This window comes from Pseudomonas sp. P1_A1 (assembly GCF_056406935.1).
Genome location: NZ_JBFTZE010000001.1, coordinates 78,707 through 94,292, shown reverse-complemented (window position 1 = coordinate 94,292; position 15,586 = coordinate 78,707). Strand labels below are relative to the sequence as shown.

Here is a 15,586-nt window from a genome sequence, read left to right as displayed (position 1 = left end):
TTGCAGCGGCGGTCGCCGGTATATGCCGGCGGCCCTCGGAGAACGTTATGAAACAACAGCACGTCAACAGCTACTACGCCGCCACCCGCAACGAAGCCATCGATTTCCCGACCCTGGAAGAAGCCGTGGATTGCGATGTCTGTATCATCGGCGCCGGCTACACCGGCCTGTCCTCGGCGCTGTTCCTGACCGAAGCCGGCTATAAGGTTACGGTGCTGGAAGCCGCCAAAGTCGGCTTCGGCGCCAGCGGTCGCAACGGCGGCCAACTGGTCAACTCCTACAGCCGCGACGTCGATGTAATCGAAGAGCGCTACGGCGACAAGACCGCCGAAGTGCTCGGCAGCATGATCTTCGAAGGCGCCGACATCATCCGTTCGCGCATCAAGGAGTACGACATCAAATGCGACTACCGCCCCGGCGGCATCTTCGCAGCGCTGAACAAGAAGCAACTCAATGGCCTGGCCGAGCAGAAGCGTAACTGGGAACGCTACGGCAACAACAACCTGAAAATGCTCGACGCCTCGGACATCCAGCGCGAAGTCGGTTGCGACAACTACGTCGGCGGCTTGCTGGACATGCAGGGCGGCCACATCCACCCGCTGAACCTGGCCCTCGGCGAAGCCGCTGCGATCATTCGCCTGGGCGGCAAAATCTACGAACAATCCGCCGCCGTGGACATCTCCTACGGCGAACCGATCACCGTGCGCACCGCCAAAGGCGTGGTGCGGGCCAAGTACCTGCTGATCGCCGGCAACGCCTACCTGCCGCAAGACCTCGACAACCGCGTGACCCGCAAAAGCATGCCTTGCGGTTCGCAGATCGTCGTCACCGAGCCGTTGTCGGAGAAGGTCGCCCGCAGCCTGATCACCAATAACTACTGCGTCGAAGACTGCAACTACCTGCTCGACTACTACCGCCTCACCGCCGACAACCGCCTGCTGTACGGCGGCGGCGTGGTCTACGGCGCCCGCGAGCCGGACGACATCGAACAACTGATCCGCCCGAAAATCCTCAAGACCTTCCCGCAACTCAAGGACGTGAAGATCGACTACCGCTGGACCGGCAACTTCCTGCTGACCATGTCGCGCATGCCGCAATTCGGCCGCATCGAGAAAAACGCCTATTACATGCAAGGCTACAGCGGCCACGGCGTCACTTGCTCGCACCTGGCCGGCAAACTGATCTCGGAAATGATCCGCGGCGACGCCGAACGCTTCGACGCCTTCGCCTCCCTGCCACACATGCCCATGCTCGGCGGCCGCACCTTCCAGGCCCCACTCACCGCCATGGGCGCGGCGTATTACGCTTTGCGAGATCGTTTCGGTATCTAAACCTGACGCAATCCCTGTAGGAGCTGAACTTGCTCGCGAAGACGGCCGCACAGTCGATATCTCTATCGACTGACGCACCGCCATCGCGAGCAAACTCACTCCCACAATTCCCGCACCATCGGCTTTTTTGCCAGCCGTTTATCGAACCTGCTGAGCTGCACCAACAAACGTGATTTAATACCCGCCTTCCACGGTTCCGGGACGGGAAACGGCGTAATCCGCGGCCACCAGTCGCCCGCCACCCACCCCCATTACCCCTTAAGTAGTTCTCACATAAGGCTGTCATGGACACGGGCTCACGACTCAAATTAGTACGCGAAAGCTACAAACTGTCCCAGCGCGAGCTGGCCCGGCGTAGCGGCGTCACCAATGCCACCATCTCCCTGATCGAACAGAATCGCGTCAGTCCCTCCGTCAGCTCTCTCAAAAAACTGCTCGAAGGCATCCCCATGTCCTTGGCGGACTTCTTCACCTTCGACCAACCGCCACGCGAGCACCAGTACGTGTTTCGCGCCAATGAACAGCCGGATCTCGGGCGTCATGGGTTGCGGTTGTTGCTGATTGGCGCTTCGGTGCCGAGTCGGCAGATGCGGTTGTTGCGCGAGCAATACGCGCCTGGGGCGAGCTCTGGGGAAGAGCCGATTGTGCATGCTGAAGGGGAGGAGTGTGGGCTCGTAACCCGTGGCACGGTTGAGTTGACGGTGGATGGGCAGAGTAGTGTGTTGAATGCCGGGGATGGGTATTACTTCCCGACGACGCTGCCGCATCGGTTTCGCAATATTGGGGCGGATGAGGCGGAAATCATCAGCGCCAACACCCCGGCTAACTTCTGATATCTAAAGCAAACATTAAACCTGTAACTACCTCCGGCGGGGCGACCACTACTTTCGGTCGCCCCTACCAGCGATTACCACTCCATGCCTCAGGTGAGGGCGTCCGCGACGCCGTTCAAAGTGACTTCAAGTAGTCGAGAAGCTGTGACCGTTGGATATCATTGAGCTTGCCCACGCCATAGTCATGGCCGGCGTTGCTATTGCCCTCAAGCTTGGTGTCGAAAAGAAACCAGTTCTTGTCCGATTTCTCGGTCTTGAATCCAACCTTTTTGTCATCGAACTCATTGGTCCCTGTATAAAAAGTCGAGGGGCGCTGATGGGGTGGAAGGAGAAGGTCGTTGAGAGTCGGTACAGAGCCGTTATGCAAATAGGGAGCGGTGGCCCAGATGCCGCTGAGGGGTCTTGCTTTATAGGCGAGAAGAGGAACGGTTGGGCTGGCACGGTAGCAGTTGTATAGCCGTAGCGCTTTCTCATCAGCACTACTGAACAAGGCACGGTTCCTGAAACCAGGGACTTTTTCAGGTTGAGGCTCTATTCCCAAAAATCCATCAAGAGCCAACTTGGCGACATCGCGTCCTTTACCAAGTAATGTCTCAAGGACGGTCACACCCAGCATGTTGTAGAGAAGGTCATTTGACTGAATGGTCTCTTTTGGATTATCGACTCTGGGATAACCCGACAACACTCCAGCATCCGCTTTAAATTGATAGGCATTGCACGCCATCCAGGGGTCCGTGCTAATGGTCCTGTCATTTGGGCCCCGAGGGTTCAAGTTTTCATTCGCAGAGATTGGAACCATGACCGCTTTGATGGGTGTGTCGAGCTCGTTTCTAGGAAGGCTAGCGTGGCAGCCGACACAATTGTCCGCAAATAATTTGGCGCCCGGCGTGAGGTCTTCTGGTAACGGCCCAGGCCACCGTGGAGGCTTCAAGGTATAAAGAGAGCGTTCTAGAACATCCAGATTTTTCACATTCACACTGGAGACAAATCCTGCCTTGGCCGGATTTTCTTTAACCGGTCGAATGTCGGCGAACACACCGATGGCCTCTCCAGCATTACGCCCCAGACCTCCAGCATCCAGGCCACCGTCATTTTTAATCGAGGGGAGTTGGTCTTTTTTGGCCATTCCGTTCCATTGGAGGAAGTCGTGTTGATGCGTATTCCAGAGAAATGGATAACTCACCGGCGCATCAGAGGGGTTAGGGGTAGGCGGCTTCGCTTGGGTGACTTGACTGATTTTGTTGAGAATGTGGCCCACTGCATCAAGGCGACCTGGGCCATATTGCAGATCTGTGGCATTCAATGTCTCGTTTTGGGCATAAAATGCATTCAAGCTATCCAGGGACTTTTTCAGCCGTTGGCGATTCCCTTTCGACAGGTCATCACCCAGGACATTCTTTGCAAAGCGTTCAAATTTTCCAGGGTCGGAAGCCGTTTTGCTTAAGGCCTCTCTAAAATATTTAAAGAAATTTTGAAAGTCGGCGTTCGTTGGCCCGCCATTGATCACAAGATTCTGCTCTTCAAATTTGATCTGAGCCGTGTGACAAGCAGAACAGTTCATCCCCACCCACGGCTCTCTCGACCCTTGTCCAAAAAACCAGCGGAGTTTCGTGAAAGACAACTTGCTGTCGTGACTGTCATCCAAAACGAAACCCATCGGCAACGTAAAGCGCTTACCGTTATAAGACGGACGATAAGGCGTGTAACCGTAGGCGGAGATCGTTTTGTCACTCATGAACTTCTCCTCTGAACCAGGCTCTTCCAATGCAAGCGCCCAGGAGAGAGGGAGAATTCTCGATCCTTGTGAAAGTTCAAGCCAATTGGACTGGGTAGTGTCACTCCATCCCTGATCCAGAATGTCGGCAGCCTGAGCCATGGAATGAGCGCCGAAAAACAACAATGCAGCGCAGGCAAACGGGGGGGCTTTTAACGTGTTCATCAGATTCCCTTCTATTTGTAATTCCTGTTGAGACCCATCACGTTGGTAGCCAATAGCTACCAGTCATGAGTGTAGCCACAAAAAAAACAAACGGGGGGGCTTTTAACGTGTTCATCAGATTCCCTTCTATTTGTAATTCCTGTTGAGACCCATCACGTTGGTAGCCAATAGCTACCAGTCATGAGTGTAGCCACAAAAAAAACACTGCTTTAATTTTGTTCCACGGCATGCGTGTGGCCGCAGGATGGCTTTGCCAATTTGGACGTTGCATGAGCCTGTGTGAGGGTTTTTCGATGATTTCGGTCCCGTAATATTCCGGATTGCCACGATTGACAGTCCTCACGACTTGTAGGAATTTAGCCGCCCGCAGGTAAGGGATATCTGCCGATGGCCACAAGATGGCCGTTGTTCACCACACAAAGGATTGTCTATGCAAGGTTCAAACACCGTCGCTCAACAGGTGTGCGGTCAGCTGGTGCACGAGCATCAGAACACCCCACACATGAACATTGCCGAGCAAATTCTCGAATGCCTGTTTCGCCGTCGTAGCCTCGCCCCGGGGCAGGATCCCGAACTGTCGTCGCAGGTGCTGGAACCCCATCTGACCAAGGTCATGCAGGCGGTCGAGAGCGGTCGCAAGATTGAAATGGTCTTGCCAGCCTTTCCCGGCAAATCGCCCAGCCGCAAGAAAACCCTGAGTCATCTGCCCGATCTTGCTGAACATCATGCTATCGATGAGTTAAACCGCCTGTGCACAGAGATCCAGGAGATCTACGCACCGGGGGCGCTGATTCATATCTGCTCCGATGGCTATGTGTTCTCTGACTTGGTGCATGTTCCCGATGCGGACGTCAAGGCCTACACCGACGCTATCCAGGACTACGCCGAACAGCACTATCCCGGCACGTTCGCCCATTTCGATCTCCGGGATGCCTACCCTCAGCTGGATTGTCTGGACGCCATGCGTGAGGAGATGATGATCGAGCACGGTCAGTCATTGATCTTGTTGCAGCAGCGCTTCAAGGATGATCCGCACATGATGTTGATGTACTGCGGCATCCATCGCTTTCTTTCCGAGGATTACTCGGGACTGAAAGTATTCGCCGGCATGAGCCTCAACGCGGTGAAGAAGGTCGCCAAACCGGCCTCGCAGCGGGTGATCCAGCGCAGTGAAGCCTGGGGGGCGCTGTTGCAGGCGCGTTACCCGCATTGCCTGCGCCTGTCGATTCACCCGCAGTTGGCGGTCTCGACGAAGATCGGTATCCGGTTGGTGCCAACCAGTGACCTGTGGCGTACGCCCTGGCATTCGGTGGCCATCAAGCGGCGGGGTGTGGTCACCCTCGAAAAACGCAGCAATGTCGATGAGCGCTATCACCGCCTGGTGTTCCGCAAGGGGCGTCCTTGTCACTACGCCAGTGCTCAATGATGGCGTCTCGGTTGCGGGTCGAAGCCGTACTCTTCGATTTGGATGGGACCCTGGTAGACACCCTGCCTGACATCACCTGGTGCTTGAACCAAGTGCTGTTCGAACATAGTTGTCCGGCGCTGACCTCGGAAACAGTGCGCGGTTACATCGGCGGCGGCACCACGGCGATGATCGAGCGAGTAGCCACGCAGTTTGGTGTCGCTGATGCGCTCGCCATGCACCAGCGCTATGTAGCGCTCTACCAAAACAACCTGGTTCAATTTTCCCGGCCATTCAGCGGCGTATTGGAATTGCTCGAAGGCTGTCGCCAGTTGGAAGTGCCTCTAGCTATCGTCACCAACAAGGCTGACAAAATGGCCCGGCAAGTCGCCGATGCACTGCTTCCACAGAATACCTTCGGGACGATTCTGGGGCATCGCGCGGGCAGGGCGCTCAAACCGCAACCGGAGGTGGCATGGGAAGCCGCCCGGCGATTGTCGATTGATCCGCACCACTGCTTGTTCGTCGGTGACACCGAGATCGACCTGCAAACCGCGCGTGCCGCAGGCATGCACTCGGCGGCGGTCACTTGGGGGTATGGCATGACCCCTACATTGCAGGCCCAGGCCCCGAACTTGTGCTGTGAACACCCGGCCGAATTGCTGCGCATTTTGCAGCAAGCCTGCGGGGCTGCGCATGCGTTCACCGGGCATGGCGACACCGTTAAATCCTATTGATACACACACACACCCTCAAGGAAATTGTTCTATGGAACATAGAGATGCCTGGATCGCTGCCGTCAGCGATTTGCTGGCCGGTTATCTGCTCAAAGGCACGGATGATTGTTTCGACACACAAGGCAGGGCACATCTGGCGCTTCGATTGGGGCACTGCTTCGATCAGGACCTGCCAGTGCGTCTGGTTTTGCCAGGCTTTCCCTGCAAGTCGCCAAACGCCAGCGACCAGACCTTCGGCGTGCTGCCGGATTACGGTGAGGTCATGGCCATCGAGCGCCTCGACCAACTCGGCCAAGCCATCGCCGCGTTGCACGCACCGGGCTGCGTGGTGTCGATCCTCAGCGACGGCACGACCTTCAATGACATCGTCGGCGTGGCCGACGACGTTCGCGCCGCTTACAACCGGGCGTTGCGTGAACTGTGCACCACCCACACGATTGAGTGGGTCAGCATGGAAGACCTGTTTCCCCAGGCCCAAAGTGCCGAGTCGGTTCGCGCCAGCCTGATCAAGCAGGCCCGTCTACCGTGGAAAAACCTTGGTGAGCTGATCGAGCAGAGCCGCGACGATGAGTCCCTCAGCCGGGCGCATGACAACCTCTGCAGTCACCTCTACAACGACCTGCGTCTGTGCCGTGAAGAAGGGCAGAGCGAGGACGAGTACCTGCAACAAATCAACTTCAAAGCCTACCAAATGATGTATCGCGGGCACGCATTGAACGCGGCAGTGGACCGTTTCTTCGGCGATGACATTCGCTTGTCGGTCCATCAATACAGCAATGCCGGACCCAAATTCACCTTCGGCCTGGCCGAAGGGCTGACTCGCGCGGACAGCCCCTGGCATGCCGTGCCGGTGTGCAACCTGGATGGCAGCCAAACCCTTCGCGCCCGCGCCCAGGTCGACCTCGACCACCATGTGCTGGTCACCTATGAGGGGCGGCCATGGCTCTACCATCAAACAGAAAACCCGCAGGCCCAAGGCTTCGAGTACGAATTGCAAAAACTTCCGCTGTTTGGCCTGGTGGTGCGAGACCCGTTGGGGCTGGGTTTCGAACGACTGTCCACCGGCCTGCTGGAAGCACTGGTGGAAACCTTCGGTTTCGTCTGCCTCAAAGGCTGCCGTTTCGACGACCAGGATAGCTTTGCTCGCAGCTGCGAACGCTTCGGCACGCTCTACGAATGGGCCTTCGGTGCCGTCCACGTGGTCAAGCCTGCGGACAAACCCCAAGGCGTGGTGCACTCGCTGGAGAAAACACCGTTGCACTGGGACCTGAACATGCTGCCCGACAGCGACGCACAGGTTCAGCGCAACCCGAAATTCTGCGCCAGCAAATTCATGCTGTACTGCAAGACCGCGCCGCAGCCGGGCGAGGGCCAGACCACCATCGTCGACAGCCGCAACGTACTGCGCAAAGTCGGGCAGCAAGTCGCCCGACAATGGCAGGGCGTGAACATCACCTACTACACCAAAATGACCTACTTCGGCGGCTCGCCGCGCATGTACAGCCTGGTGGACCACCACCCCCGCAGCGGCGAGCTCATCCTGCGCTACCAAGAGGGCACCGACTCGACATTGCAGACCTTGAGCCAATCGGTGCAGGACCATGACGAGCAGGCTCAACAGGCGTTGCTGGAACAGGTCAACGCGCTGGTTTATGACCCGGAGTGCCTGATTGCTCATCAATGGAGTGAGGGGGATCTGGTGCTGATCGACAACTATCGGACGTTGCATGGGCGGCTGCCGATGTCGACGGGTTCTTCGTCGCGGGAGTTGTGGCGGGTGCAGGTTTACTGATTGTTGTTGTCAGAGTTGGAGCAGGAAGCAGAAAAACCGCAGTGATGCGGTTTTTCTACGACTGAAATTTAATCACTGCCCCTTGGGCGTATCGAACCCACGCTGCTCAATCACCCGAAACACATCGCTCACATCCTGGACCATGATCCGCGCGATGTTGGTGACGGTGTTGATGTCGTGTTCGGCGTAGTCGGGGAGGCTGGTGCAGGCCATGAGGTTGAGGTATTTGAGGACGGCGTTTAGGCGTTCGCTGAGGCAGCTGTGGAGTTCGCGCAGTGGGGCGTCGGCGTCGATGAGGAGGACGGGGTGGTCGGTGGCGAAGTGGGACATGGGGCTGTAGTGGCGGAGCGGGTTTTGAGTCGTCATGGTGTCAATCCTTATAAAAGTAGAATTGCCACCGTTCTGCTGCGAAACAAAATGGGTGGCAGCTATGCGCGGGTTCGCAGACCGGAGGATTAACACCAGGACCCGGCAGACCCGAAGGTCTCCCACGCACAACCGCCATAAAGTGATGCTCAGCCGGGAGCCGGCCGTGCTTGACGGAACAAGGTGTCAATCTTAAGGGCTGCGAAGCCCTATCGCCAACCGATGTCAGCGACAGACCCACTCTAGGCAGCGATTTTGGTAGCCGCAACCGGGGTGTAGGACACTCGGATGGTCATTTCGCAAAGTGGCTTTTCCCCACTCTATGGCGCAAACGCAGTAAAACCGGGCATCGCAGTGTGTCTGAGGAAGCGGGCTAGCAGGGTTTGGGGTTGCTTCGCAGCCCGGCGGGAGCAAGCTCCCTCGCCACAACGGGCAGATTCCTACATATTTTGCAGACTTCAAAATCCTGGCCGCGCCGTTACGGCATTCAACCCGAGGAGAATCCCATGAGTCAGTCACTGGAACGCGCCATTGCCATCGCCGCTGCGGCGCATGAGGGGCAGGTGGACAAGGGCGGGGCGCCTTACATTCTGCATCCGCTGAAAGTCATGCTGCGGGTGAACACACTGGAAGAGCGGATCGTGGCGGTGTTGCATGATGTGGTCGAGGACTGCGGCATCAGCGTCGACGATCTGCGCAAGGAAGGCTTCAGCGAAACGGTGCTGACGGCGATTGCGTCGGTGACCAAGGTGCCGGGCGAGTCTTACGAGGCGTTCGTCGAACGCGCGGCGCAGAACCCGATCGGGCGGGTGGTGAAACTGGCGGATCTGGAAGAGAACAGCGACTTGTCGCGGATTGCCCAGCCATCCTGGGAGGATCTGGAGCGCGTTGAGAAGTATCGGCGGGCGATAGGGGTGTTGCGTTCGTAGTGAGCGGGAGTGAGTGCAGATCACTACGGGATTTACGGGTGTCAGGATCAAAAGATCGCAGCCTTCGGCAGCTCCTACTCAGCCTGCGATCTTTTGGCGGTGTTGGAGGCGGCACGGAAGTCCGTCTCGCGGCGTTAGTATTTTTCCATTTACCCATCATTTCCCTTGAAAATAATCAGTCTAAAAACCCCGACCCAGACTTCGAATGGTTTGCTATTCTGAAGTTGTAGGTGAAGACGCAGACTGATGCGCAAAGGGATAGCGAGGAGGCGTGGGGCGCGCTCCCAAGGGTACACGGTTAGAAAGATCTCCGCGCTGAGATCCAGCCCTTATGCCGTGTGAGGCAGAACAGCCTAAAGCTAAAAATCCTGTTCTGTGAGAGGCCCGATAAACCTTGTAAGCCAGAGACCAGCGCTGGCCACCTACATCGATTTCCAAAGCCCGCCTTGTGCGGGCTTTTTCGTGTTTGCGATCTGCTACAACGAGTGTGTCGCCTGTCCGATGTGAGCGGCAAAGCCCGACTGATCCGCAGCAACCTCATCGCGCAACGTAAGTTGCCCCGTAGCGGTCGCCCCAGCGCGCATCGGAGTGTTTCCCCACACCATAGGCAAAAGCATAAACGAGATGTCGATGCTCTGGGCAGAGCGCTCCCACAGGTTCCGCACCTTGTGTTCATTGTGGTGTTTGGCTAATCTCGCACAAACACGCAAAAACAGGCACAACCATGCATGCCGAGCATTCCTCCGCCGAACTCCCCCAGCTGCGCCGCCAAAAAATCCTGCTGATCCTCGAACGTGACGGCAAGGTCATGGCTTCCGAGCTGAGCCAGCATTTCGCCGTGTCCGAAGACACCATTCGCCGGGACCTGTCGGAGCTGGCCAGTGCCGGGCTGGTGCAGCGGGTGCATGGCGGGGCGTTGCCACGGCCCAAGGACACGGGCAAGGATTATTTCACCCGGGTCAGCGAAACCGACGAGGTGAAAACCCGGCTGGCGCAACTTGCCGCGCGCCGGGTCAAAGACGGCCAGATCGTGATGTTCGATTCCGGGAGCACCACGCTGCAGATCGCACGCTCGCTGCCCACTGACATTGTCATCACGGCCGTCACCGCGTCGCCAATGATTGCGATCATCTTGGCCGAATACAAAGGCATCAAGGTGATCGTCGCCGGTGGTCAGCTCAACCCTGCGACGATGTCTTCCAGCGGGCATGAAACCCTGCGGCTGATCGAAGGCATCAAGGCCGACCTGGTGTTCACCGGAGTCTGTGCCATTCATCCGGAAGTCGGCCTCAGCTCGCTGCATTTCGATGAAGTGCCGGTGAAGCAGGCGATGCTCGCCAGCGCCTCCCATGTGATTGCCGTGACCACCGCGGACAAACTGGGGGCGGTGGAGCCCTTTGTGGTTGCGCCTTGTAACCGTGTGCATACGCTGATCACTGAACGCCACATGGCTTCGGGCAATGTCGAGGATTATCAAAAACTGGGGATCGAGGTGGTGCAGGCAGACGCCTGAGCGTCATCGCGCCCGGCGCTGCATGGGTTACGCTGATAGCCATGGGTTACGCTGATAGCAACGACGGGAGGAATGCAGTCATGACTGAGCGCCACATGATCCACTCGGAAACGCTATCGAATGGATGCAGTATCGAAGTTAAGGCCGAGATATTGAGAGATGGTTCGCTGGGGATGTTCATCGGCGTTTATTGGCCGGATGGTTCGGCCATCGTTGAGGACAAACACCCCTCGCCGCATCTGCTGGATATGGAAGCGGCGATGGAGTGGGCCATCGAAAAAGCCAAAACCATCGGTAACAGCCAAAGGACGCTATAAGGACCGGCGATAACTGAATCATTGATCGGCTGGAAGGTCGTATCTATGGGCTTGAACGCACTGCGATTGAATTCACAGGGAGCGTCACCTCATCCCCGTAGCTCTGACCTTTTAGGACGTTCAAATGAAGCGCACCGCGATAATGACCCTGGCCATTGCAAGTACTCTCCTGCTGGGAGGCTGCTGGCCATACTGGGAAGAGGGAGACAGGTACGATCGGGATCACCGTGAATACCGTCGCGACCATGACCGTGGCTATGATTACCGTAATGATCGAGGGTATGACCGGGATTACGATCGTCGTGATGATCGCCGTCGGCACCGCGATCATGACGACCGAGACGACGATTGACCTGTTCCTGCCAGCTCCAGAGCGGCTATCACCGCTCTGATTTTCTGAGGAATAACCATGCGAAGGCTGACTGGGTATGTTGCTACGCCCCTCACTCAATGGCTGATGGCGGCAGGTATCGGCCTGACCGCCGTGGTGTTCAATGCACAGGCACAAATCCCACCTCAAGCCACTCAAGAAATAAACAGCTTGCTGGACTTTGTCGAGCACAGTGAGTGCCGGTTTGTACGCAACGGAAGCGAATACGGCGGCCCTCAAGCCCGGGCGCATCTGGAGAAGAAGCTGGAGTACCTTGAAGAACAGGACAGGGTGAACAGCGCCGAAGACTTCATTGAGCTGGCGGCCACTCAAAGCAGCATGAGTGGCCGCGCCTATGAAGTGCGCTGTGCGGCAGGCATACAACCGGCCGGTCTCTGGTTGAAGACCGAGCTACAGCGGCAACGGCAACGTCATTGATAGTGTCTTGATGCGCTAACGCAGCACAATCAAGCAGCCGCCTTTACGGCGTGCCAAACATCGCCGTCCAGTAAATGCCTGCGTCACTCTTCGGGTCCACTGCGTAGGCTGCACCCAGTTCGCGAAACTGCGGGTTCATCAGGTTGGCGCAATGGCCCGGGCTGGCCAGCCAGCCATCGACCACCTTGCGCACCGTGTCCTGCCCGGCAGCGATGTTCTCACCGACCTGCTGGCCGGCGTAACCCGCCAGTTCGGCCCGATCACCCGGCGTGCGGCCGTCGCGGTCCTTGTGATCGAAAAAGTTATGGTTGGCCATGGCCCGGCTGTGGCCCTCGGCGGCTGACCCTAGCGTGGCGTTCCAGGCCAGCGGCGTGGTAGCGGCGAAGGATTGGGCACCGCACTGGCGCGCTTGCGTGCGGGCGCTGTTCATCGCTTCAAGGAGTTTCTGTCCCTCCGCCTGCCAGTCGCCCAAGCGCCCCGTCAACAGCGGGCGCGCCAGCACGATGCGCCACTCGCGGCCCTCCCGGCTGACGCCGATATCGACAAATTGCGGGTCCAGCACCACCCGGCAGAAGCTCTCCTGAATCGCCTTCATCGCGGCGGGTGCATCACGCGGGCCGGACAAGCTGATCGCCTGCACATTAACCATCGGATACGCCGCGCGGGCCAGTGCCTGCTGCAGGTCGCCGATGCTGTTGGCGGACAGCACCAGGCGCGGATCGCTGGCCAGCGGTGGCAACTCCGACGACGCCTGACCGGCACAGCGCTGCACCTGGCTGCGGTAAACGTTGATCGACTCGACCAGCTGTTGTTCATCGGCCGCCGACGCGATGACGCTGAACACCAACCCGAATGACAACACGCCAAGATGCAAAACGGATGACAGGCTGCGCATGAAAATCTCCCTTGAATGGACCCTGCCCATGATGCGCGATGTCACCCCTCCTTATGCAATGCCTTTTCGCGCCCAAATGCAGTTTACTGCCTGCCTGTTGGCATGAATTCCGCCGACTACAATCAACTCAGGTCTGCGATCGTTTCGTTGTTCACATCGGTTTCAATCAGAAGGATCGGAACATGCGATTTAAAGGGGTAGCCACCTGCTTCGCAATCATCCTTCTGTGCGGCCAGGTGTGGGCGACTGATCAGGAGCAAAAAAAGGAAGTGGCTGAAGACAAGGCACAGGTCCTGGAGCAGAAAGCGGCAGAGAAGGGGAGTGAAGTTCCGATACCCAAGTCCGAGACCATCACCACCTCTGAAGCACAGGCGGTCGATCCGGCGGGCACGGCGCCGCTGGAGGATGCCATTACATGCCTTGCACGCAGCATCTACTGGGAAGCCAAAGGGGTGACGGATGCTGACATGGAGGGCGTCGCCGGTGTGGTCATGAACCGGCTGGGCCATGAAGGTTTTCCGGATACGGTGTGCGGCGTGGTCAAGCAAGGTTCTGAAAAGCACGCCTGCCAGTTTTCATGGTGGTGTGACGGGCGTGCAGATCAGGTAAAGGAAGACGACGAATATACCCTTGCCAAGGAAATCGCGCGCAAGGCACTCAACAAGCAACTCACGGACCGCACCCATGGCGCTTTGTATTTCCACGACAGAACGGTGAAGCCCGACTGGGCGAAGCAGTACATCAAGACAGGCGAGACCCCGAAATTTCTGTTCTATAAGCCTGGTGGCGGAACGGCAAAGTAGGTGTGAATCGCTTCACACCACCTGGAGCCAACCCTCTACTGGCCGCGAGTGCTACGGGTGTGAATCGCTTCACACCACCTGGAGCCAACCCTCTACTGGCCGCGAGTGCTACGGGTGGGAAACGCTACGGTGATGGTCAGCCCCTCGCGCTTCCAGTCACGGCGGATTTCGCCGTGAAGCTGTCCCTGCACGGTCGCTTTTGCGAGAAGTGTGCCGAACCCGGTGCCGTCGGGTTCCCGGTCAATGATAGGGCCATTCCTTTCGCTCCAGACAACGGTGAACAGCTCCTCACTCTCGCTGCAGGAAATATCCAAAAGCCCTTCAGGCAAAGAGAGCGCCCCATATTTCGCGGCGTTGGTTGCAAACTCATGCAACAGCAGAGCGAAGCTGGTGACCGATGCACCGTCAATCGTTATGTCAGGGCCGGTCACGAAGGCGCGTGCCTGGCTGTTATCCTCGCCACCGGCATAAGGCGCGAGAATGGTTTGAATGAGTGCATGCAATGTCGTGGGCTGCTCGTTGCTCAAACCGTGCGGTATGGTCAGGGTATGCGCTCGCGCCAATGCGTTCAGCCGTGCGCAAACGGCAGAGGCGAGTTCACCGGGGGTCGTTGCCGAACGGGCGCTCAGTGAGACCACGCTGTTCGCCAGGGTGAACAGGTTTTTCACCCGGTGATCCATCTCTCTGATGAGCAGGCTCTTTTGTTCTTCCGCCTGTCGGCGCTCGGTGATATCGCGAGCGATTTTGGCCGCTCCGACAATACGGCCTTGCCGATTTCTGATGGGGGAGACGGCGAGAGAGATCTCGACCAGGCTGCCGTCTTTGCGCCGCCGGAGGGTTTCATAGTGTTCGATGCGCTCGCTTCGACGAATGCGCGCCAAAATGTGGGGCTCCTCATCCTGCCGATCCAGGGGAATGAGCATGTCAATGGGCTGGCCGACGGCTTCTTCGGCCGTGTAACCGAAGAGTCGCTGGGCGCCAGCGTTCCAGTTGGTAATCGTGCCGTTCAGGTCTTTGGCGATGATTGCGTCGGCGGACGATTCGACCAGCGCGTCATGGATCAGCGCGGCTTCGTCGGCGACGGTCTGGTCGGTCCGATCGATCAGCATGTTAACGGCGCCTATCAGGCCGCCTTCTGCATCGAAGATCGGCGAGGGGCACGCCAGAAAACGAACGCGTGTGCCATTCGGACGCTCGGCGATGGCTTCAACCCCTCGGACAGGACGTTGTTCCTTTAATGCCATGGCCATGGGGCATTCATCGTGGGGCAGCCGCGTGCCGTCAGGCCAATAGAGCTTCCAGGAGCCGCAAAAGGTGCTCTCCCCAAGCGCCGGGGTCACTCCCCACAGCGCCACCGCTGCACGATTGTAAAAGGTGATCAGACCCTTGGCATCGGTGGTGTAGATGGCCTCGGGCAGTGCCTCAAGAACATCGCTCAATCCCAGGTCGTGAAGGGACGGGGAGGTTTGCTCGCTACCTTCTGAGGGTGTACAGGTAGGTCCAATAGCGGTGTCGTCCTCATGGACAGGCCCTTGGCTCATTCGCAAACTCCATGCTGGTGGTGCCTTGGCACTCGATTCAGGTGATTCGGGTTGAAATACAGGATATAGCGATGTGGTCAGGTCCCGGAAAGAACCTCGCCTCTAATTAAGGACTATTTTTTGTCGCGCACAAGAAACTTGATGGAAATTCGCATCACTGATGCCCGAACATTTTTACGCTTTCTTTACGGTAGGTGTTTTCCCCTGCGAGGATACTTGTCGCGTTTTTTTGATCGTCGACAGGCCTGCAAAACCCTCCAGGTCGCCTTAACGAACGGCATGACACCCATGGACTAATCTCATTATCAAGCGGTGGGGTTTCATGGCTGAGTTTCAATGTTTACCCGGTAGCCCCGCAAACCCTCTTGCTCGAAGGT

General features: G+C 57.7%; 15 protein-coding genes. 11 read left to right on the top strand and 4 right to left on the bottom strand.

Features of this window, described 5'->3' with window-relative positions:
- The first annotated feature begins 47 nt into the window (after nucleotides 1-47).
- The gene (locus AC1D2Q_RS00485) at nucleotides 48-1,331 is read left to right on the top strand and encodes an NAD(P)/FAD-dependent oxidoreductase (protein ID WP_305480655.1); all 1,284 of its coding nucleotides are present in this window, start codon (nucleotides 48-50) and stop codon (nucleotides 1,329-1,331) included.
- A gap of 284 nt (nucleotides 1,332-1,615) precedes the next feature.
- A complete protein-coding gene (locus AC1D2Q_RS00480) occupies nucleotides 1,616-2,164 on the top strand; it encodes a cupin domain-containing protein (RefSeq protein WP_477811854.1) in 549 nt (182 codons plus the stop codon).
- Between the two features lie 115 nt (nucleotides 2,165-2,279).
- Here AC1D2Q_RS00480 and AC1D2Q_RS00475 read toward each other — a convergent pair whose 3' ends face one another.
- Nucleotides 2,280-4,103: a di-heme-cytochrome C peroxidase gene (locus AC1D2Q_RS00475; RefSeq protein WP_477811853.1), complete on the bottom strand. Its 1,824-nt coding sequence runs from the start codon at nucleotides 4,101-4,103 to the stop codon at nucleotides 2,280-2,282.
- A 430-nt stretch (nucleotides 4,104-4,533) separates the two neighbouring features.
- Between AC1D2Q_RS00475 and AC1D2Q_RS00470 the strand changes: the two genes are divergently transcribed.
- From AC1D2Q_RS00470 to AC1D2Q_RS00460, 3 genes are read left to right on the top strand one after another with little or no spacing between them, the layout of a single operon-like run.
- Nucleotides 4,534-5,529, top strand: a complete 996-nt coding sequence (locus tag AC1D2Q_RS00470) for an L-tyrosine/L-tryptophan isonitrile synthase family protein (RefSeq protein WP_477811852.1) — start codon at nucleotides 4,534-4,536, stop codon at nucleotides 5,527-5,529.
- Nucleotides 5,529-6,245 carry an HAD family hydrolase gene (locus tag AC1D2Q_RS00465; RefSeq protein ID WP_477811851.1) on the top strand — a complete coding sequence of 239 codons (717 nt, stop codon included), beginning with the start codon at nucleotides 5,529-5,531 and terminating at the stop codon, nucleotides 6,243-6,245. Before AC1D2Q_RS00470 ends, AC1D2Q_RS00465 begins: the two co-directional genes overlap by 1 nt.
- A gap of 31 nt (nucleotides 6,246-6,276) precedes the next feature.
- Nucleotides 6,277-8,037: an isocyanide synthase family protein gene (locus AC1D2Q_RS00460; RefSeq protein ID WP_477811850.1), complete on the top strand. Its 1,761-nt coding sequence runs from the start codon at nucleotides 6,277-6,279 to the stop codon at nucleotides 8,035-8,037.
- Between the two features lie 72 nt (nucleotides 8,038-8,109).
- Here AC1D2Q_RS00460 and AC1D2Q_RS00455 read toward each other — a convergent pair whose 3' ends face one another.
- A complete protein-coding gene (locus AC1D2Q_RS00455; protein ID WP_477811849.1) occupies nucleotides 8,110-8,403 on the bottom strand; it encodes a fructose-bisphosphate aldolase in 294 nt (97 codons plus the stop codon).
- 506 nt (nucleotides 8,404-8,909) lie between these two features.
- Between AC1D2Q_RS00455 and AC1D2Q_RS00450 the strand changes: the two genes are divergently transcribed.
- The 5 genes from AC1D2Q_RS00450 to AC1D2Q_RS00430 all read left to right on the top strand — a co-directional run bounded on the left by AC1D2Q_RS00450 (nucleotide 8,910) and on the right by AC1D2Q_RS00430 (nucleotide 11,970).
- Entirely contained in the window at nucleotides 8,910-9,332 is a 423-nt protein-coding gene (locus tag AC1D2Q_RS00450; protein WP_477811848.1) for an HD domain-containing protein, read from the top strand.
- Between the two features lie 724 nt (nucleotides 9,333-10,056).
- On the top strand, nucleotides 10,057-10,845 hold the full coding sequence (locus AC1D2Q_RS00445; protein ID WP_477811847.1) for a DeoR/GlpR family DNA-binding transcription regulator: 789 nt from the start codon (nucleotides 10,057-10,059) through the stop codon (nucleotides 10,843-10,845).
- A gap of 80 nt (nucleotides 10,846-10,925) precedes the next feature.
- Nucleotides 10,926-11,162: a hypothetical protein gene (locus tag AC1D2Q_RS00440; protein ID WP_477811846.1), complete on the top strand. Its 237-nt coding sequence runs from the start codon at nucleotides 10,926-10,928 to the stop codon at nucleotides 11,160-11,162.
- A 124-nt stretch (nucleotides 11,163-11,286) separates the two neighbouring features.
- A complete protein-coding gene (locus AC1D2Q_RS00435) occupies nucleotides 11,287-11,514 on the top strand; it encodes a hypothetical protein (protein ID WP_477811845.1) in 228 nt (75 codons plus the stop codon).
- Between the two features lie 57 nt (nucleotides 11,515-11,571).
- Nucleotides 11,572-11,970 carry a YfeK family protein gene (locus AC1D2Q_RS00430; protein WP_477811844.1) on the top strand — a complete coding sequence of 133 codons (399 nt, stop codon included), beginning with the start codon at nucleotides 11,572-11,574 and terminating at the stop codon, nucleotides 11,968-11,970.
- 43 nt (nucleotides 11,971-12,013) lie between these two features.
- On the opposite strand, the gene AC1D2Q_RS00425 is transcribed toward AC1D2Q_RS00430, so the two are convergent.
- Nucleotides 12,014-12,865, bottom strand: coding sequence for a CAP domain-containing protein (locus AC1D2Q_RS00425; RefSeq protein ID WP_477811843.1), 852 nt, complete (start codon nucleotides 12,863-12,865; stop codon nucleotides 12,014-12,016).
- Nucleotides 12,866-13,047: 182 nt separating this feature from the next.
- Here AC1D2Q_RS00425 and AC1D2Q_RS00420 point away from each other — a divergent pair, with 182 nt between their 5' ends.
- Entirely contained in the window at nucleotides 13,048-13,668 is a 621-nt protein-coding gene (locus tag AC1D2Q_RS00420; RefSeq protein ID WP_477811842.1) for a cell wall hydrolase, read from the top strand.
- Nucleotides 13,669-13,760: 92 nt separating this feature from the next.
- Here the strand turns inward: AC1D2Q_RS00420 and AC1D2Q_RS00415 are convergent, their stop codons facing one another.
- A complete protein-coding gene (locus AC1D2Q_RS00415; RefSeq protein ID WP_477811841.1) occupies nucleotides 13,761-15,107 on the bottom strand; it encodes a PAS domain S-box protein in 1,347 nt (448 codons plus the stop codon).
- Nucleotides 15,108-15,586: the final 479 nt, after the last annotated feature.